General features: G+C 60.7%; 19 protein-coding genes. 7 read left to right on the top strand and 12 right to left on the bottom strand.

Annotation, left to right across the window (positions count from 1 at the left end):
• Window positions 1–35: 35 nt before the first annotated feature.
• From K5845_RS14215 to K5845_RS14205, 3 genes are all read right to left on the bottom strand, one after another.
• Window positions 36–1271, bottom strand: a complete 1236-nt coding sequence (locus K5845_RS14215) for an HAD-IA family hydrolase (protein ID WP_287959295.1) — start codon at window positions 1269–1271, stop codon at window positions 36–38.
• Between the two features lie 2 nt (window positions 1272–1273).
• Entirely contained in the window at window positions 1274–2329 is a 1056-nt protein-coding gene (locus tag K5845_RS14210) for a DNA-processing protein DprA (RefSeq protein ID WP_287959294.1), read from the bottom strand.
• A gap of 82 nt (window positions 2330–2411) precedes the next feature.
• Window positions 2412–2792: an XRE family transcriptional regulator gene (locus tag K5845_RS14205; RefSeq protein WP_287959293.1), complete on the bottom strand. Its 381-nt coding sequence runs from the start codon at window positions 2790–2792 to the stop codon at window positions 2412–2414.
• Window positions 2793–3154: 362 nt separating this feature from the next.
• Between K5845_RS14205 and K5845_RS14200 the strand changes: the two genes are divergently transcribed.
• Window positions 3155–3595, top strand: a complete 441-nt coding sequence (locus K5845_RS14200) for a hypothetical protein (RefSeq protein WP_287959292.1) — start codon at window positions 3155–3157, stop codon at window positions 3593–3595.
• A gap of 21 nt (window positions 3596–3616) precedes the next feature.
• Here K5845_RS14200 and K5845_RS14195 read toward each other — a convergent pair whose 3' ends face one another.
• The 3 genes from K5845_RS14195 to K5845_RS14185 are packed head-to-tail and all read right to left on the bottom strand — an operon-like array spanning window position 3617 to window position 6347.
• Window positions 3617–4651 (bottom strand): CBASS cGAMP-activated phospholipase, encoded by a 1035-nt coding sequence (locus K5845_RS14195; RefSeq protein ID WP_287959291.1) that lies wholly within the window; start codon window positions 4649–4651, stop codon window positions 3617–3619.
• On the bottom strand, window positions 4648–5100 hold the full coding sequence (locus K5845_RS14190; RefSeq protein WP_287959290.1) for a type II CBASS E2 protein: 453 nt from the start codon (window positions 5098–5100) through the stop codon (window positions 4648–4650). Before K5845_RS14190 ends, K5845_RS14195 begins: the two co-directional genes overlap by 4 nt.
• Window positions 5100–6347, bottom strand: coding sequence for a nucleotidyltransferase domain-containing protein (locus K5845_RS14185; RefSeq protein WP_287959289.1), 1248 nt, complete (start codon window positions 6345–6347; stop codon window positions 5100–5102). The genes K5845_RS14190 and K5845_RS14185 overlap by 1 nt, the downstream gene beginning before the upstream one ends.
• 186 nt (window positions 6348–6533) lie before the next feature.
• Between K5845_RS14185 and K5845_RS14180 the strand changes: the two genes are divergently transcribed.
• From K5845_RS14180 to K5845_RS14165, 4 genes are read left to right on the top strand one after another with little or no spacing between them, the layout of a single operon-like run.
• A complete protein-coding gene (locus tag K5845_RS14180; protein WP_287959288.1) occupies window positions 6534–6854 on the top strand; it encodes a helix-turn-helix domain-containing protein in 321 nt (106 codons plus the stop codon).
• Window positions 6851–7774, top strand: a complete 924-nt coding sequence (locus K5845_RS14175; RefSeq protein WP_287959287.1) for an ImmA/IrrE family metallo-endopeptidase — start codon at window positions 6851–6853, stop codon at window positions 7772–7774. The genes K5845_RS14180 and K5845_RS14175 overlap by 4 nt, the downstream gene beginning before the upstream one ends.
• Window positions 7775–7793: 19 nt before the next feature.
• Window positions 7794–8426 (top strand): hypothetical protein, encoded by a 633-nt coding sequence (locus tag K5845_RS14170; RefSeq protein WP_287959286.1) that lies wholly within the window; start codon window positions 7794–7796, stop codon window positions 8424–8426.
• A 2-nt stretch (window positions 8427–8428) separates the two neighbouring features.
• The gene (locus K5845_RS14165; RefSeq protein WP_287959285.1) at window positions 8429–10408 is read left to right on the top strand and encodes a tetratricopeptide repeat protein; all 1980 of its coding nucleotides are present in this window, start codon (window positions 8429–8431) and stop codon (window positions 10406–10408) included.
• Between the two features lie 76 nt (window positions 10409–10484).
• On the opposite strand, the gene K5845_RS14160 is transcribed toward K5845_RS14165, so the two are convergent.
• From K5845_RS14160 to map, 3 genes are all read right to left on the bottom strand, one after another.
• A complete protein-coding gene (locus tag K5845_RS14160) occupies window positions 10485–11726 on the bottom strand; it encodes a tyrosine-type recombinase/integrase (RefSeq protein ID WP_287959284.1) in 1242 nt (413 codons plus the stop codon).
• 154 nt (window positions 11727–11880) lie between these two features.
• Window positions 11881–12540, bottom strand: a complete 660-nt coding sequence (locus K5845_RS14155) for a JAB domain-containing protein (RefSeq protein WP_287959283.1) — start codon at window positions 12538–12540, stop codon at window positions 11881–11883.
• Between the two features lie 51 nt (window positions 12541–12591).
• Window positions 12592–13419 carry a type I methionyl aminopeptidase gene (gene map, locus K5845_RS14150; RefSeq protein WP_046476925.1) on the bottom strand — a complete coding sequence of 276 codons (828 nt, stop codon included), beginning with the start codon at window positions 13417–13419 and terminating at the stop codon, window positions 12592–12594.
• Between the two features lie 113 nt (window positions 13420–13532).
• Here map and K5845_RS14145 point away from each other — a divergent pair, with 113 nt between their 5' ends.
• On the top strand, window positions 13533–15143 hold the full coding sequence (locus K5845_RS14145) for an OmpA family protein (protein WP_287959282.1): 1611 nt from the start codon (window positions 13533–13535) through the stop codon (window positions 15141–15143).
• A gap of 176 nt (window positions 15144–15319) precedes the next feature.
• On the top strand, window positions 15320–17284 hold the full coding sequence (locus tag K5845_RS14140) for an OmpA family protein (RefSeq protein ID WP_287959281.1): 1965 nt from the start codon (window positions 15320–15322) through the stop codon (window positions 17282–17284).
• A gap of 112 nt (window positions 17285–17396) precedes the next feature.
• On the opposite strand, the gene rplS is transcribed toward K5845_RS14140, so the two are convergent.
• The 3 genes from rplS to K5845_RS14125 all read right to left on the bottom strand — a co-directional run bounded on the left by rplS (window position 17397) and on the right by K5845_RS14125 (window position 19306).
• A complete protein-coding gene (rplS, locus tag K5845_RS14135; protein ID WP_046479944.1) occupies window positions 17397–18056 on the bottom strand; it encodes a 50S ribosomal protein L19 in 660 nt (219 codons plus the stop codon).
• A gap of 169 nt (window positions 18057–18225) precedes the next feature.
• Entirely contained in the window at window positions 18226–18975 is a 750-nt protein-coding gene (trmD, locus tag K5845_RS14130) for a tRNA (guanosine(37)-N1)-methyltransferase TrmD (protein ID WP_046476928.1), read from the bottom strand.
• Between the two features lie 43 nt (window positions 18976–19018).
• Window positions 19019–19306, bottom strand: coding sequence for a DUF1330 domain-containing protein (locus K5845_RS14125; RefSeq protein WP_046476930.1), 288 nt, complete (start codon window positions 19304–19306; stop codon window positions 19019–19021).
• Window positions 19307–19340 lie beyond the last annotated feature (34 nt).

Raw genomic sequence — 19340 nt, 5'->3', positions numbered from 1 at the left:
CGCAAGGGCACGGAGTGAGCACGCGCACGGCGGCATTAGAAGTCTTCGGTGTTCTGGCAGTGGTTGGGATATCCCGAGCAGCCCCAGAATTTGCCGTTGGTCGTCGCGTTGGTCCGGATTTTCATCGATCGCCCGCAGGCAGGACAGATCTTCCGCGAAAAGACACGCTGGTCTTTTGCGAGGGTCATGATCCTGACTTCGCCGGCCCCGCTGGCGGTGAGCGTCCGCACGCATTCCGCGGTGGTTTCGCCGGTCGTATAGACGTCGTCGACGAGAAGAACCTTGTTGCCGTTCCATTTGAAATTGGATTGGAAGGCACCCTTGATCGCGTCGGCGCGCTCAAGCGCGTTCATCTGCTTGTAGCCTTCGATTTCCTTGACGCAGCGCAGGCCCTTCAGCTCTAGTTCGATATCTTCATCGAAATGATCGACGGCTTCGTTGAGGAGATGTTCGAAGCGATTCCTTTGCTGGGATGGCTTCATCGGCACCGGCACGACATAGTCCGGCGCCCAGTCGAGGTTTGCGATTGCCTTGCCGACCGCCTCGCCAAGGATCTTGGCGTGAGTGTCGTTATTCTTCAGCGACAGCACTGCTGCGCTCAGGGCGCTGGTCGCATGGCGTGGATCTGAGGCCGTGAAGTAGCGACCCAGAGCGTAGACGGTGGGGTCGTCGTCACAATGCAAGATCGAGCCCCAGTGGCTGTGAAAGGGCCAGCCGCTGGTCAAAGCTTCACCAATATAACCGCGGCCGCCAAGGCGCTCGCGCCGCAGCAAGGTGGACGCCTTCGACATGAAGATGTCTGGAGCGCTCGAGGAGAGCTCGAAGATTGACGCGGGTCCCCAGCGCACCGCGACGGATGTCACGCCGGCATGATAGGCGGCCTCGATGTCGCCCACGTCGTCGCCGATGTAGAGGGATCTCGGGGTGGCGGCGATGCCGAGACGTCGCAGGGCCTCCTGAATCGGCTCGGGGTCAGGCTTATGGTTTTCCGTGTCGCCATAGCTGACCAGCACGTCGTAAGGGATGCGGAACGCCTTGAGGACGGCGGTCGCGTACCACTCGGGCGACGAGGTGACGATCCCAACGGTTTGTCCGTCCGCTTTGAGCAGGCCGGGAAGCTCGTGCGGCGCTGCGCTGCCCTGAGCGGGAAAGGCCCGGATGAGATTCATGTTCTTCCGGACGTTGTCCCACATCCCGAAGCGACGCATTTGGGCCAGGGCCGAGCTGTCGACAAGCGTCATGTCGAGGTCAAACAGGAGCGCGCCGGGCATCGTTAGAGCATCGACATCTGCGTGGGCGACGACGGGCGGGCGGTGCCCGCCTGACCTTCGCCGCCGGACAAGCGGGTTTCCAGCAAGTCAAGCATGGAGGCGTAATCCTCCTTGCTGGCGAGCGGTACTGCCACGGGACGGTTGTTATATCGCTCGAAGAGAATTCGCCGATAGTCACCTTCGGCCCGAGCCGCGTCCGCGAAGCGGCTCGCGGACAACTGCGTCATGGCCAGGATGCCCTGGCTCTTGGGTTCGGCGGCATGGCGGCCCTGCGGCACCGGCGCGAACAACAGACGGTCCTGCTGGATCGTGAAGCGGACCGTGTGCATCGAGCCGCCCTTGATGTCGGTTTGCATGACGAAGGTCGCGATTGAAAGCCCGCTCTGCAAGCGATCACGTTGGACGAGATTGCGCGGCGACGGCGGCACGCCAAAAGGCTGCTCGCTGACTAGTGCGCCATCCTTTTCCAAGATCTCGTCGGCAAGCTTGGCATTCTGCTTCGGATAGACACTGTCGAGACCGCCGGCCATCACGGCGACGGTTTGTCCGCCATGGCGCAGTGCTGCTTGGTGGCTCAGCGTGTCGACGCCGATCGCCAGGCCGCTCACGATCGCCCAGTTGGCGCCGACCAACGTCTCCACGATCCTGTCACTAACGATTTCGCCGAACTCGGAGGGCTCGCGCGTGCCGATGCAGGCGACGCTGCGGCGGACCGGCAGCTTGCCCTTCACGAACAGGATGGGCGGGCGATCGGAGAGGGAGCGGAGCGCGGCCGGATAATCGGCGTCGAAGATGGAGAGAACGCGCACGCCGCGGCGGGCGGCCTCCTCGAGCACCCGCTGCGCCTTCTCGCTCGCGTTGACGATGGCGGTCGGCTCGTGAAGGCTTTCAGCGACAGCGGCCGAGACGACGGATCGAAGCTTCGCGGGGTCTGCGCCCAGGATCGCGTCGAGGAGCGAGAAGCGTTCGGCAAGGCGTTCGGCCGTAGCCGGGCCGATGCCGCGCAACGCGGTAAGCGTGAGAATACCGGCTGCGGTTCGTGTCTCAGTGCCCGTCATCAATTCAACGCCTTTCAAAAATAGTGGCCGGTCTTCGGCGTTCTGTGGCGATAGTCTTGCCGTGTCATGGGGATGGAATGGGTCATCCGTGGCCTCCGGTCTTCGCAAGCGAAGCTTTGCGGGGCCTGAGTTTTTCGGAGATCTCGGTCGCGGCATCTCCAAGTGCGCGGATGCGCACGGCTGGCCGCTTAGGAAGTCTGACAGTCAGTTCGAGCTCCCCACCGACGGCTTCGACGTAGCTGCGGAGGGTCGAGACATGCATGTCGGCCTGCTTCTCGATCTTGGAAACGGACGGCTGCTTGATGTTTAGCGCGGCCGCGACATCGGCCTGGGCCTTGCCGGCGATCTGGCGCAGTGCTCGCAGGCCCTCCACGCCCTGCGTTAACTCCGCGTCTCGTGCGTCGATTCGAGCCCGCTCGTCCTGCGACAGGGATGCGATGACGTCCTCAAAGCGGTGTCCCATACAAGTCGCTCCATAGCGTCGGCGGCTGCACCTTCCATCGATTTGGAAAGTGCGTAGGGTCTGCGAGGCGGGGCGCCAGTGTAGGGGCTGCGAGGCGCGGAACTTAGATCAGGCACGCTCTCGGTCGCACAACTACGGAATGCCCCCGGCGGCGATCTATCAAAATGCCGCCGACTCATATTGCCAAAGATAGCTCTGAGGCTATACTGGGTCAACGGCAGGTAGTGGGTTATATTTTGCATCTAAAGTTGAATTTCGAGCCCCACCACGACAGCCGACTTACAGCGCAACGCAGACAGACTCCCCCTCGGCATGGCCGAGCAGAAGGTCAGGAGTAGTTGTCGTCGATTGCGGAGGTGCCCATGGAGCGGCTCACCCTCGGCTACGTCTGGAAGCAGAAGCTAATTCCAGTCGTGCTGCGCCGGGCCGGTCGTGGTGAGAAGCTTCGGGTGCGACTGCCCTTTGCCGACGACAATCGGCAATGGCTACAGAACAGCCGGCGAACGCCACCGGAGTGGATCGGCGGGAATGACGCCTATTGGGAGCTGCCAAAGTCCTGGTTCAACGACTTCGTTGATCGGGCGCTGGAGCGCTACGGCAAGGTCTACATTATCCAGCCGTATCGCGAGCAGGAGATTTGCGCGCGAGCGTGCCAGGAAGCACAGGGACACGAATGCCAGTGTTCCTGTATGGGCGCCAACCATGGCATCGGCAATGACGGCAGCTGGTTCGAGGTCTCCGACACATTCTCGACCCGCTGGGGCGAGCGCGAGCTCGCCTGTCGGCTGCTGACGGCCCGATAGGGAAGATCGCCCGATCCGAACCTATGCTATTGGGCAGCGGATGAACTTCTCGGCGACGCCGTCGAAAAACACCAGCTCGATGTGATGTCCGGCGCCGTCGACGAGACTGCGCGCCACCATCGGCAGCTCGCGGACGGAGCGCTGCACGTCATCCATCGCGATCGGTGAGTCGCTTTCCGGCACATCGATCCGTGTGACGTTATTCTTGCCGACCAGCAGATAGGCTTGGCCGAGGGCGTTGCGGGACTGGGCGCGGGCGGCCGCATTGAAGGAGCGCATGAACGCCCAATCCTTGATGCCGCCGTTGCGCGCCCGCTCATCGACGGTGAAGGTGGACTCACCCGTTCCCAGGCTCAGGATACGCACGTCCTCGCGCGCAATGTCGAAGCAGGCAAGGGCGTCGACCAGGGCGTTCATGACCGGATTGTTGGCCCAGATGCCGCCGTCGATCATGATGTAGCCGTCGTCCTCGACGCCGGGGTAATAGGACGGGGCCGCCGTCGTGTGGAGCGCCACATGGGCGAACTTCTTGTGGCGGTCCTTCTGGTAGTCCGGATGGTGCGGCGTCTTGTAGAGGAACGGCTCGCCGTGACGCCCTTCGAAGCTCGGGATCACCAGGCGGGTGACGGCATCGTCGAGTACCTTGTCGCCAAAGATCCGGAGTAGCTCCTCCTTGAGGGCGGCCTGATCGTGCTTCGGCTTGAACAACCAGCGCAGCCCCCTCGACAGCCTGCCGAGCGCGGTCGCTGGCGGAAAGATGCGCTCACCGCGCTCGAGATAGATATTCAACGCCTGTCGGGCCGTCATCCCATGGGCAAGGGCGAGCGCGATGATGCCGCCCGTTGAGGTGCCCGCGATCATGTCGAAGTGATTGGCGATGGAAGCGCCGCCCAGGAAGCGGCTTTCGAGTTCGGCCAGAACGGCGGCGGGAAAGACCCCGCGAATTCCGCCACCGTCGATCGACAGGATTCGGAACGGGCGGCCCTGCGGCCATGGCTGCTTCAGGCGAGCACGTTGGATCGTGCCGTCGGATCGGCGCGGCGGAATATAGTTCATCGCGTTGTCTCCCTTGCCTCGCCGAGGTCCTGCCCGGCGTGGCGACCGCCGCCGGTCCAGCGCCCGGTCATCAACCAAAGTTCGTAGCAAGCGAGCCAGTCGAGCGCCCAGGGCACGGTCGTGCTTGCGATTGTCATCGCCGATATCCATTCCCTTTCACGGGGGTCGAACAGGCAAAGGGTCGGATCCTCGGCCGGCGGATAGACATGGGGCAGTTGCCCCTCGGAATTGCCGGGTAATCGGATCAGTTCCGGCGTGAGCACCCGCACCTCGGGAAACTCCCCGACCTCGTAGCGGATCTCCAGCGAGTAACTCGAATATTGCGGCCTTACGCTCCCAATCCATCGCGCAGATTGCGCGCGGCGGTCGATTCGGCGTGCCGCGAACTGTGGCCAGGTCGCCTTCATCGCGGCGACCTGCTCGTCGATGGAGAGGGGCGCCGCCATCATCAGATCTTGCGGCCGAAGAAGGTGTGAGGCCGTGCGACTGCAACCGCCGGATTGACGATCGGCGCCGCGACCGCGGCGCTGGAAGGCAACAGCACACCGCCTCGTCGCGTGTAGAGCTGGCGAGAGTGCTGGATGCCGCCACCGATCTCGGTGGCGATCTGGTCGGCGGCCCGGGTCACGACGCGGTCCCCGAAGTTCCCACGCAACGTTTCCATCATCGTGTCGGGGAACATCTCCCCCTTGCGCATCGCCTCGAGCGAACGGATGAGCTCACGCAGATGCGCGGCGAACTCGTCCTGCTGAGCGATGGATTCCGGCCAGCGGTCCGTGAAGACATCGGCCTCGCAGATCGGGTTGGCGACATGCAGAAGCCGCCTGTACAGCGAAGCCTGCTCGATGTCGTGGATGATCCAGCTCGCGAGGCGAACGAGCATGGCGCTGAGCGACATGTTCGGCTGCGCAGCGAGCCCGGCATAGTATGAGAACATCACCGACGGCGGGATGCGGCCGGAGTAGCTGGCGTAGCGAATGTTGCGGAACCGCTTGAGGAGCTGGAGGGCGAGCGTCGCGGTGTTCTTGACGACGAAGTCGCGCTGATCCGGCACATCATCCACATCGGCGTCGGCGCGAGCGGCAAGACCGGCATGGTCAAGCCACCGCCGGTGGAATTCCCTCGCCATGCGCAATTCGAGCGGCGTCCTGCTCGCATACCATTGCGCGAAGCCATAGGCGTTCATGTCGACGAATTGGTCATCGGCCGACCGGCGCGGGCCTTTGGCGTGCGTGATCAGGCTTTCGCGATCGAGCGTGCCGTAGACGCGCAGCGACGGCGTGACGTCGAGATGCATCTTGTCGGCGTAGAACAGGGTGACGCAGCGCGTCTGCCGCAACACCCGCTGCACCGGATAGTCGGCAAGGGCGGTTTCGAGCTCGGTCAGGATTTCAAGAGGCGTCATGCCACCGAATCGGCCGCCGAGCTGCGAGACGATGTCGAGATCGTATTCGTCGTCGGTACCGCGCGTCGAGATCGTGGCGTCGATCGCCATGGAGCCCTGCGGGTAGAAGTGCTCGATCTGGTTTGAAAAGGCGGTCGTGGCCTCGAGGTGGCGCCGCACCGCCTCGTACCGCGATTTCGCCTTGTCATGCAGCGAGGGCGGCAGCTGAACGCTGAGCGCGATCTCGGCGAGGATGCGGTCGAGAGGGTCGTCGAAGGGATTGAGGCCGGTTGGCGCAAGCTGGACGTTCACATCGTTCTCCACTGCGGGCTGGGCTGCGTCTGCGCATCTCGCCATCGCCCGCGCGACGTTCGGGATGATCTAAGTATATATACGTCTACTCCGAACAAGATGGGAAGCTTGAATACGTCTGTCAAGGGACATACAGTATGGCTACTCCGAACACGGGCGCGGGCGGATCGAGTTGAAGGGCTGGTTATGAAATTTGGTGCGCGAATCAAGGACTTACGAACGAAGAAAGGCCTGACCCTCGATCAGCTCGCGCAGGAGACTGGCTCATCGAAGAGTTACATCTGGGAGCTCGAAAACAAGAATCCCCCCCGCCCGTCGGCCGAGAAGCTGTCCGCAATCGCAGGCGCCTTGGGGGTGACGGTCGACTACCTGATCGGCGCTGACACTCAAACGCTCAGCGAGGCGGAGGACACTGCTTTCTTCCGGCAGTACAGCGGCCTACCGGAGGAGACGCGTCGGCAGATTCGTGAGATGGCCCGCATCCTGGACACCAAAACCCGCAAATGATTGAGCCGATCCGCCTCCGGCCGCTGAAGGAGGCGGCGCGCATTACGCAGATGCTCGACCTGGCCCTCGGAGCGGATCGGTTTGATCGTGCGCCGGTCGACGTGATTGGTCTCGCGCTGGAGTATTCTCGCCAGGTTGCTCCCGACAGCCCCATCCATGAGGTCGTGGAGCGCAATATCCCGGGCTGCATTGGCGCCTTGGTCTATGGCGAGGCACGACCGCGCCAATGGGCGATCATGTACCACGTCGGCCAGTCCGATGGACGCCGATCGTTCACGGTTGGGCACGAGTTCGCCCATTACGTCCTGCATCGCGAGCTAATCGAAGGGGACGCGAGTTTCGACGGCGGGATTTATTGCGACGAGGACGCGGTGGTTCGTCGCGAGGCGGCCGGTATTGAGCAGGAAGCCGACGAGTTCGCCGCAGCATTGCTGATGCCGTTTCACGACTTCCGTCGGCAATTGCCAGCCAAGTCTCGCTCGGATTTCGAAGCGCTCGGTCGATTGGCAAAGCGCTACGGCGTTTCCCTGACCGCAGCGATCCTGCGCTGGCTCGAATACACGGAGACGCGGGCAATCATGGTGGTATCGAACGAGGGGTTTGCCAATTGGGCGAAGCCAAGCAAGGCGGCGCTTAGATCGGGGCGATATATCCGCACAAGGGACACTGTGTTTGAGCTCCCCATGCAGGCCTTTGCGGCGCGACGCGACTATTCCGATGCGGCGCTGACTGGCGTCATGCAGCAGGCTGGCGTCTGGTTTCCCGAGCCGGTGCACGAGATGTGCCTTCGCTCTGAGCGGTACGATCAGGAGATCACGGTGCTGCAGTTCGAGGCGGATGGCCCGCGCTTCCAAGCGGAAGAGGAGGAGACGGATGTCTTCGACCAATTCGTACGGAACGGTCAAACTCCGGATCGCTAACGCCTGAGCGGATCAGTCTATGGACTTTGTTCATATCGCCATTTCTGCCCGCTTGGCCCACGGCGATCTCGTCGCCGCTGACGCTGCCCTCGAAGCCGGCCCGACCGGTGACGGCGTCAGGCTCATTCTGGTTAAGCACCTTCTAGTGTCCTGCGCGAACGTCACCGATCTCGAGCTGATCTGCCGTGCGCTCTACAAGGACCATCCGGCCATTTCGGAGATCATCACGCCGCATCGGCGCAACTTCGAATTCGCCAAGTACATTCGGAACATCGCGGTCGGTCACGTCAACCCGGCGCTCAGCCAGAAAGCCCTCGAATGGCGACCCGAGCTCAACTTCGTTCTGACGAAACTTGATGCGCCGGCCGAAGCGTTTTTGGGCTACGCGGTGTTGGAGACCGCGATCAACACATTCGTCGATGGCGAACGGCACCGTATTTTCGACAGCGACACCGACCTGGCTTACCCTCCGGACCTGACACGATTTCTCAATTTCTTGGGGTCGACCGTGCACGTCGGGATCACGTACTGCGCTGCGGTGGCAGCCGCGGCGCTCGAACACGCTAATCTGCCCGACTTCAACGAGAACTGGTTGGAGTTGTCCACGAAGGCAGGCGCCACGGACTTCGCCTTCATTACGCGTAGGGGATAGGGATGGCTGACGACCTGCAGCATCTCGATGACCTGCCGAAGCGTGGCGCCAATCATGTCGCGGAAGAGAAGGCGGAGGCGGCCTTCCAGGCAAGCCTAGCGGCGAGCGGTCGCTTCATCCTCCAACGCGCCGACCGCAAGGACTATGGAACGGACTGTGAGATCGAAGTCGTCGATCAGGAGCAGGCCACCAACGTCAGAGTCCACGTGCAGCTTAAAGGGACCGAACGCCCGCTCAACGCCGATGCCTCGCTCAGCATTGAGGTCAGCCGCTCGAATCTGAATTACCTGCTGATGCACCCGCACAGCTTCTACGCCGCTTATCACATCCCGACGTCGTCGCTGCGCATCTGTCCAGCGGAGACTGTTCTCCGCCAATACGAGCACGCGGGGAAGAACTGGACCCACCAGCAATCGCTTACCGTCAATTTCACCGACGAGTTGACGATCATGCGGCTGGATCGGCTGGCCACGTTGGCCAGATCCGCGGCGCGGGTGGCGCGCGATCGTCGGATCGAGCAGACCCGGGCGGCACCCGGCGATGTCGGTGGTCTTCTTCGTCGCAGTGTCCCTGACATTCATGTTCCCGACGATCCGGCCGTGGCACGCCACCTCCTTGCGCACCTCTACGATCAGGACGCCGACGCCGGGATCAGCGCGGCCTTCGATCGGTTCGCGGCAGTGCTCGGCGTGAGCAGCGAAGCCATGGGCCCCGCCTACATGGCCGAGGTTAACCTGGGGATGGCGGGGTTAAGTCGGTCGCGCGCCCGGATCGAAGACGCCGAGAAGTATTTCAGGAATCAGTTGGACCTGGGCCGCTACGAGCGGGGAAGCCTTCACTACACGATCGGCAACGCCTTCTCGGCGCTCGGCCAGGAGGAAGACGCCAAGGCCGCCTATGAGGCGGCTCTCATCGATCCCGCGTTCGCCAATACGCCGGATCTAGCATCCCAGGGCCATAAGAACCTAGGGACGAGCTGTGAGAGGCTCGGAGATGAGAAGCAAGCAGTCGAGCACTATCGCGAAGCCTTGCGGCTGAACCCGCACCTTCCTGAAGCCCACAATGCCTTGGCCCAATTCTATGTGCGCAAGGGCGAGTGGAAGGACGCCCTCGCGCATCTGGATCAGGCTGTCTTCACCGACCCTACACGCGCCAAGGCGGCAGGTGTTGCGGGTTGGAGGGCCAACGTGCTCTTCAACATGGGAGAAGGGAGCGCGGCGTTCCGTGAGATCAATGGACTCCTCGTCCAAGCTGACTGCGAGCCATGGATCTGGCCGTTTTTCGCACGGCTGGTGGCGAGCTTCGGTCGGACAACGACGGAGAACGCGCGCCAAGCGCTGGGCTTCTGGCACCGCTATGTGCGCGCCCACCCCGAGAGCTCCAGCGGCCGTCGCGAGCTCCTGTTGGCGACCTTGTACCTGCGATCGGAGGGCCAGGATGTTGGCCAGACCTACGCGGGATTCCGAGCCGAGTTCGACCGCCAAATCGAGCACGTCGACGACAGGGACGAAGCCGCCTTCTTATGGGATCGCCTTGGGCATTGGGCTCAAGATGAAGCGAACTGGGTCGAGGCTGAGTTCTGTTTTCGGAAGGCCTACGAGCTGGCGGGCGGTCACTACGGCTACTGTCTCGGAACCGCCCTAAACTTTCTTGGTCGGTTTGAAGAAAGCCTACCGATCCTGCGCGAACAGGCCGAGGGCATCCAGCCCGATGCGATGAGCTGGTTTCAGCTCGGCGCGGCTTACGGCGATCTTGGCAAGTCTGCGCAGGCCATCGACGCTTATAAGAAGGCCCTTGCGCTCGATCCTGATTACGATCTGGCGATGTTCAATCTCGGCGGCGCTCACTGGAACAGGGGCGAGAAGATTGAGGCTTTGGCGATTTGGACGACGGCTATCGACCGCTTCCCGCATCACGAGCTCGCCGCCAAACTCCGACGTGACATGCCGGTCTTTTTTCCGCCCGAGCGGCGCGCGACCTGATAGGTCAGCGCGTCGATTTCCACGGCGGGATCGGATGCCCTTGCGCGGCGAGGGGCGGGTTTCGGCGACCGGGAGGTCATGCGGCCGCCTTTAGGCGCTTCTTAGCCAGCATGGCGCGGACGAAATTGTCCCATTTTGCCATGCCGGCCTGCTTCTCAACCATATAGTGCCAGCGGTCGTAGTGCTTCGAGCTGACGTCCTGCAGGGCGTGGTTTTGCAGACGGTCGCGGATTTCCTTCGGAACGCCGGCCTTACCGGCTAGCGTCTTAAAGGTTCGACGCAGATCGCGGTTTGTCGCATAGGGGATCACGCCCCGGTCCCGCTGGCGCCAGACGAAGCTATAAAGTGTGCCGTGGCTGACGGGCTTGGACGGGTCTTTGGCCGAGGGGAAGAACCAGCCATATTCGTTTGGCTTGATCGACTCGATCAGCTCGGCGGCAAGCAGGGGCACCGGAACGGCATGAGGCTGGTTGTTCTTGGTCTTGGACCAGTCGATGATCCGCTCCTTGGCATCCCATTGATCGACATGAAGGCGCGCGATCTCCTCGACGCGCTGGCCGGTCAGCATGATAAGCTGCACGGCGCGCGGGTAAGAGGGATGAACTGGCGTGTCGGGGCATTCGAGCCAGCGATAAAGCTGCACAAACTCATCCTCATCGAGCCAGCGCGTGCCCTTGACCTTAGGTTCTGTCGGAATGCCCGTGGCCGGATTGAAAGGGATGCGGAACCGGCGAGCGGACTGCTGCCGATAGTCGTTGTCGGACTTCATGCCCCAGCTAAAGGCGGCATGGAGGTAGGAGCGCACATGGTCGGCCATCGACTTCGCGCCGCGCTCGTAGATCGGGCGGATCAGCTCGATGATTTCCTCGGCCTCGATCTCGCGGGCGAGGCGGTTGCGCCCGAGCGTGTCTGCGATCTTGTTGAGGCCCTTTTCAGTTTCCTTCCACGACGGCTTGCCGGCCTCCTTGAGCGCGGCGACATAGCCCTCGAACAGATCAGCGACCGTGCCGGGGCGGGTGTCGGTGGCGATTTTGATGCTTCTGCCCTTCTGGATGACGTCGGCAAAGTCGCGCTTGTAGATCTCGCGGGCCTGCGCGAGTGACATCGAAGGATAAGCGCCGATCTTCTTCTTCGTGCGTTTGCCGTCGCGCCATTGCTGCGCCATCCAGTCGGCAGTGACACGCGTCGGCATGGGCTTGAGAACGAGGACGAGACGGCCGGTACCGCGCCCTTCGCCATCGGCAAGGTTCTCCTGCTTGCGGCTTATCCCGACGCGCTTCAGCGCATGTCGGATCGCGGTATCGGATAGGGTGGGCATTGCGTTTCCTCCTTTCCGGAACTGGGATCGGTCGAGGAGAAACGGGGATCGCTAGCTGGGATCAGAAGGCCGTTTTCTACCCCTTTTACAGCCCCCAACTTGCCAAAGCCGCCCCCACTACGCAATGCAAAAAAAGCGCGATTTTATTAGTGTTTCAGCATGCTTGAGCGTGATGCAACGTGATCGAAAAAGGGCTAGTGGGGTGGTTGTGGACCAGTATCAGCGCTGTAGCGGATAGCTCAAGAGCGCGCTTTACGACCTCCCGCACATAGACAGGTGTATGGTCGACCGTTCCTTCCCCCTGGACTTCATCCCCCAATAAGCGGTTCTTCTTATCTAGGAACAGGATACGGAACTGTTCACGGTGTCCGTAAGCCTGCGCGGCTTTAACGTAATCGAGAACCTGGCTCCACGAAGACAAAACAGGACGCTCAACGATCTCCGATTTCACCAACCGGACCGCCGCTGCCCGAATGAGCTTGAACTCGGTTACAACAGAATCGCCCACGTCCTTCACTTCTTTCAGACGGTGCTCCGGCGCGTTGAGCACCTCCGCGAACGAACCGAAATGCGCGATCAGCCGCTTTGCCAGCTCCTTGGTATCCCGCCGCGGAATGGCACGGAACAGAACCAGTTCGAGCAATTCGTAATCGGGCAACGCCTCGGGCCCACCTTTGCGGAAGCGTTCCCGCAGCCTGCTGCGGTGGCCAACGTGCGACGGGGTCGAAGATTCGAAAAAAGCCCCCTGTCCGCCATCCTGCGCTGAAGCCGTCTCGGGTGCTTCTGGCCGTTCGGCCTTACGTCGATCGGTCATGGGCACCGTACTGCCGCTGAAGAGGCGGAAGGCTGCGTTTAAGGCGTGATGCTAGGCTGCGGTGACATAAGGCGGGCAATCATATCCACCGGGCGACCGCGTAAAGACCTCGCATCCATCTTGGGTCACACCGATGGTGTGCTCGAACTGAGCAGACAATTCCCGGTCTCGGGTCACGGCAGTCCAGCCGTCATTTAGAACCTTCACATTCGCCCGCCCGAGATTGATCATCGGTTCGATGGTGAAGAGCATGCCCGGCTCAAGTACAGGGCCTTCACCCGCCTCGCCATAATGCAGAATGTTCGGCCGCTCGTGAAACTGCCGCCCCAAACCGTGACCACAGAAATCGCGGACCACGCTGCACCGCTCACCTTCGGCATAGGTCTGGATCGCCTCACCGATATGTCCCGTCGTGTGGCCCGGCTTCACTGCGTTGATACCGCGCCACAGCGATTCATACGTCACCTCGATCAGACGTTCAGCCCGCCGCGATATTGCTCCGACGGCATACATACGGCTCGTATCGCCATACCAACCATCGACGATCAACGTCACATCGATATTGATGATATCGCCTTCCTTCAGCGGCTTCGGCCCCGGAATTCCATGGCAAACTACATGATTGATCGACGTACAGATCGATTTGGGAAAGCCGCGATAGTTGAGAGGTGCCGGTATCGCGTCATTGTCGAGCGCAAACTGCAAAACCATCTCGTCCAGCGCCTCGGTGGTCACGCCCGGTTTAACGTGCGGGGTGAGCATATCGAGCGCCGCTGCTGCGAGCTGTCCCGCCCGGCGCATCCCTTCAAAGTCTTCGGCGCTGTAGCGCTTTATCTGATTATCGTTCTTCTGGGTGCGTCGGGTATCGAGATTAGACATTGCGTGTTCTGTAAGGTTGCTGTTTCTTTGATATAGGGAACGTCTAACAAAAAACCTTGCCCACAAAAAGTTGGGGCGTGATTAAGCTTGCTTAACACCTGGGGAGGTGCGTGATGTCGAGAGTCTCCAAGTTGGCTTCTGGAGTGGTACTCCTTTACGCCACGTCAGCGCAGGCGGTTGAACTTCCAAACTGGAATATCGCCACCATTTGCGCCAGCGAAAACGCAGCCGGCCAATGTCAACTTTTCGAATTCCAAGCCAAGCACGCAATCCTTGGGGGCTGGGGCCTGCTACCCGATGATTACCGGAATGCGTGCCTCGGCGAAGTTAAAGAGCCCTACGTAAGCTATCGGTCTCTCTCTCAATGCCTCGAATTGCAAGTACTGCATGGTCGAGAGCTTAGAACAATCGATACCGCTGCCACCGGAACGACGGTACCATCTGCGATAGGTAGTTCCAGCTCCGAAACCTCCACGCCAGCAACTTCAGGCGACGCCGATAAGATAGAAACTCTCGAGCAATATATCAAACGACGCGAAAGCTGGGGCAAAGGCAGAGAAAGTTCGCTGACGCCAAAGAATGTTCGATTGGCAGCCGGAGCATCCATACCACTCAAGAGTGCCACAACAGCCGCACCTGCAGCAAACGCCACGCCTCCGATCGTGCATCCCGCCGAGGAGCGCCCTCCGCTTAAGATCACCGAAGTCCCTCAATCTATCATTGAAGAGAATCTGGCTGCCCTTCTCGCTCAACGCGAAAGCTGGAGTGGCGCAACAGCCTCGCCGATCAGTACAGCCACCGTCGGTAGCTTGGCCGACTACCTCGCCGAGCGGGATAGCTGGGGCAAGGGTCCTGCTGAGAAAGCCGCTCAACCTCTAAACGCCAATGAGCCAAAACTTCAGCAAACGGCCGAAGTATCTCAAGCTGATATTAGTAAGGCTCTCACTGATCTCCTGGCCGAACGGGAAAGCTGGGGAACTGAACCTTCACCTAAAGTTGCCGCGACACCAAAATCTGAACTGGCCTCGGCAGAAGAGGCTGAGCCCGATACCCTCGCCGGATACTTGGCCCGTCGCGCCTCCTGGGGGCCTGGCAACCCGGTCAAACCCGTGAAAGCTCCCCTCGCCGCGGGTGCAGTCTCACCACTTCCCGCAACAGCAACCGCAACGGCAAGTCCTGCATCGGACAGCAGCGAACAATCCGTTCTCGTGCACGCCGCCGAAAAGACCCCTCCAGCGCAGATGACCGAAATACCTCGCGCGGATGTCGACAAAGCCCTCTCGGAGCTTCTTTCCGAACGGGAGAGCTGGGGCACCGCGCCTGGCTCCGCAGGTCAGCAGGTTGCCGCACGCTCCGCCGAAGCGGACGCCTGCGAAACGGAGCTGCGCAACACCGTTGGCAAGGGAACGATATTGTTCCGCACCAACAGCGCCATTCTCGATGCCGAAAGCTTCTCAACTCTCGACGAGCTTTCACAACGAGCAAAGAATTGCCGTAACACGACAATCCACGTGGAAGGCCACACAGACGACCGCGGCTCCGAAAGCACGAATCAAAAGCTTTCGGAACAACGCGCGATGGCGGTCCTTAACTATCTTGTAAAAGGCGGCGTGGTTTCCAGCCGTATTGAAGCCATCGGGTTCGGCGAAAGTCGGCCACTAGTACCGAATTCCAGCCCTGAAAATCGCGCAAAGAATCGGCGTATCGAATTTTCGGTTCGCTGAGTCGAGGAAAAGCTTCAATCTCAACCTCTAATGGAGGGGCTCGGTATTCGGACCCCTCGTTATTAGTTTGTTGACGAAAAAAACCGCCGATTCAGTCTCATAGACAAGCAAATGGCTACTGAAAGTTAAGGTAAACCCTGTCATAACATGTGTGCCCATGACGGAGGACCCAAGTTATGTTGCGCAACGTCGCTGCTATTGGATTCATTTGTTTGAGCGCCGGCCCGCTTGCGGCCGAAGCAGCTCCCCACCATAACGCCACGCCGTCCCAGAACGTTATCGAAAGGGCGCTGGCGAACCTTTTGAATACACGCGCTGCCTGGAATGAGAACTCCGGCCAGCAGGATGCTATCATTGTCGTCGATACCCGGAACGAATTAGACGATTACCTGGCCCGTCGCGACGCCTGGAACGCATCTGCTCAGTCCAGCGAGCCGACGGACCTGAAAGAATATCTGGCACGCCGTGACAGCTGGGGCGCAAGTCCCGAGGCTGTGCCGATGGATAATGCCAGTGTACTCGCCGAATACTTGGCGAAACGAGAAAGCTGGGGCCCCGGACCAGAGCCGAAGCGCATTGCTGCCCCCTTGGCGGCTGGTGCGAGCCGCACACTCCCCAGATTGGCGACGGCCCCCGTAACCAATTCCGGTTCGCCGGTCATCCATGCTGCAGAAGAGCGGCCGGTGCCACACTTGACCGAGGTTCCGCAGCTGCGCATTCGCAAAGCGCTACGAGAATTGCTTGCCACCCGTGAAGCCTGGGGCAGCGAGCCAGCACTCGGCCATGCCGTCTTTGCAGGAGATCTCAAAGCTTATTTGAAGCGTCGGGACAGCTGGGGCGAGGGTCCGAAGCCAAAGCCAATCCGTGTCAAATTGGCAGCCGGTGCCCCGTCGCGTCTCCGCATCGAGAAGATCTCTCCGCAAGTCAAAGCGGCGAGACCTATCATTCATCATGCCGACGAACAGCGCCCTCCAGAGCTCACCGATATTCCCGCCAGCCAAACAAACGGCGCTTTAGAAAAGCTCCTGGCTGAGCGCGCATCCTGGGGATCGAAACCCGTTGTCGCCGAAGCGCGCGTCGCCGGAGACCTCGGTGCCTATCTCGCACGCCGTGATCGCTGGGGCGTCGGACCGGAACCCAAGAAAATCCGTGTGAAGCTGGCTGCCGGCGCAAAACGGCGTTTGCCGGTTATCCCGAGCCGCTCTGTCGATACGAGCGGTCCGGCCCCAATCATTCACCCTGCTGAGGATCGCCCGGCACCGGTATTGACGGCGATACCAGTCAACGAGGTCAAGACATCGCTGACGACATTGCTGAGCGAACGGGCCTCATACGGCACCGAACCGACCCTCAGCGTTGCTCGGGAAGCCACCGATCTCGATCGGTTCCTTGCCCGCCGCACCGCATGGGGAGAGGGCTCCGAACCCAAAAAAGTTCGGGTAAAGCTAGCCGCCGGCGCAAATCGGCGCCTGCCGAAGATCACGGCTCTTCCTGAAGCAGGTCCTGTGACGCCGCCCATCATTCACCCCGCGGACGAGCGCCCAGCGCCCGTATTGGCCCAACTCGATTCAAACACGGTCAACGCTGCTCTGACCGACCTCTTGAATGACCGGGCCTCGTGGGGTTCATCACCATCGATCACAAGCTCCGAAGCTGATGTTTCGTTGCCGGTGGTCACGCTCGACGCCTACCTTGCGCGCCGTGCCCGCTGGAACATGTTGGCCCACACGCAAGTCGCGGCCATCTCGCTGGCCCGGAATGTTCGCTCTGATGCTCTGACGTGTACAGAAGCGCTACGTCAGATCACGGAAGCCAGCTCCATTCAGTTCGCCACCGGAAGCGCCAAACTGACCTCCGAAAGCAACCGTGACCTCAAGCAGCTGGTTACCACAGCCCGCGAGTGCGCCGGTCTCCGGATTCGCATTGAAGGTCACACGGATTCGCTTGGCGACGCCGCAATGAATCAGGCCCTATCGGAAGCGCGCGCGCAAAGCGTCGCCGAATTTCTGACGGAAGCCGGCCTTAACGCCGAAGCGTTGGAAACCGCAGGGCTGGGTGAATCGCGCCCGCTCGTCCCCAATACATCCCGCGCCAATCGCGCACTTAACCGGCGCATTGAATTCAAAGTGCTGACGAACTGATCCTGGCAAAACGGGTTGGAAATCTCCCGTAGGGTCCAGGGACAAGCAGAACAAAAAGAAAAAGGCCCGGGCAGAAAGCCCGGGCCTTTTGTATCCCATAGAGGTAAGCGCTTTACTGCGCTTCGCCTTCTGCATCCGAAGCTGGTACTTCTTCGACCGCTGCAGCAGCAATAAGCTTCTGCGCCTGACCAACCCAGTCTTCCTTCTCGATGCGTCCTTCCATCTTCAGGAAGTCTTCCACGTTCGCAATATCGTCGTCCGAGAAGTTGGCGATCTGCTCAAGCTGAACGCAGTTCAGCTGTTTCAGACGCAGCACCATTTCTTCATCGATCCCCTGGATCTGCGTCAGATCATCAGGCTGACCTTTTTGCTTCTTGAAGCCCTTCCAAGCAGCGTTCAGGCGACGTGCGCGTGCGTCCGTACGCTCCACAATACGGGCCGAACGTCCGCGGCGTCCGCGCAGATAGTAGAGCTTCGCGCGCCGAACTTTACCGCGCCGGATAACTTCGATCTCAGTGATGAACGGCGAGTAGATCGGAAATACACGCTCAACACCTTCGCCGTAGGAAATCTTACGAACAGTGAAGCTTTCATTCAGCCCACCGCCTGAGCGGGCGATGACAACACCCTCATAGGCCTGCAAACGTTCGTTCTTACCCTCAAGCACGCGCACGGTGACTTTAACGGTATCGCCAGGGCCGAACTCCGGTACGCCACGTTTGGCTGAAATAGCGCGGATCTGCTCCTGCTCGAGCTCTTGAATGATGTTCATTTTTTGCGATCCTTGATTGTCATCATAGCAGAGGAGCATCACTGTCTGTCCTTGGAAATCGAGGACGGACACGGCTCTTGCGGCCCATTTAAGGGAATTGAATGCGGCGTCATAGCCGAAAAGTAGGGCTTTGTCGATGCCCTCGCCCGGTTTTTTGATAACCGACGGCTTAACCGTTCTTTTCCGGGTCTACTTTGGCCATCGACAGGCTCTTAAGGAGATCCGGTCGCCGTTCTCGGGTCAGGGCCTCAGCTGCCCGGCGGCGCCAGGCATCCACCTTCCCATGATCGCCCGAAACCAGCACCTCAGGAATAGCCCGCCCCTCCCACTCCCGGGGCTTCGTATACTGTGGATACTCTAAAAGCCCCGTTTCAAAGCTTTCGTGGACAAGGCTGTCAGGTGCGCCAAGCACACCCGGCAACAGACGCACGCACGCATCCATCAGCACCATTGCCGCCAACTCCCCGCCTGAAAGCACGAAATCTCCAATGGAGATCTCACGCAAATGGCGCCCCTCGATTACCCTCTGATCGATGCCTTCGAAACGCCCAGCCAGCAGCATGACCCCCGGCCCGGCCGCCAATTCTCGCGCAGTCTCCTGACGAAGAGGTTCACCGCGCGGCGAAAGCACGATGCCGGGTAGATCTGGCGCTTGACGCCGCGCCTCATCGATAGCGGCCGCTAGAACGTCCGCACGCATAACCATCCCGGCACCGCCACCAGCCGGACGGTCATCCACCGCAAGGTGACGACCGATGCCGAACTGGCGCAGCGCGACGCATTGTAGCGACCAGATTCCCGCGTCCAGCGCCTGCCCGGTCAAAGAATAGCCGAGCGGCCCCGGAAACATCTCCGGAAACAACGTAAGAATTTGTGCCCGCCAAGCAGGCCTACCATCGCTCGTTGGCATGTGTGGCATGACGTTGACGCCTTACAGGCCTTCGCCGGATACAAGAAGAGCGTCAGACACCTTCGACAACGGTAATGTCGATAGTACCGGCACCCTCACGCAAAGCTTTGGCCTCTGCGTATTCCGGCGACTTGGCATAACCCAACGCGTGGTCATAGCTGGGAAATTCTAGAACGACGTTACGAGCTACGCCATTTCCCTCGACGATTTCGCATCGTCCGCCACGAACGATCGGTGTGCCGCCGAACTTGTCCAGTGCAATTTTCGACTTCGCCACGTACTGCCCCCAAGCATCAGCATCGGTGACAACGGCGTGGGCGATCACATATCCCTTCGGCATTTCGTTTTGTTTCCTTGGTTGGCTTATAAACTTG

The organism is Filomicrobium sp. (genome assembly GCF_025698805.1).
Classification (GTDB): Bacteria; Pseudomonadota; Alphaproteobacteria; order Rhizobiales; family Hyphomicrobiaceae; genus Filomicrobium; species Filomicrobium insigne.
Note: the sequence above shows the minus strand (reverse complement) of the source record. Positions and strands in the feature narration are given on the sequence as shown.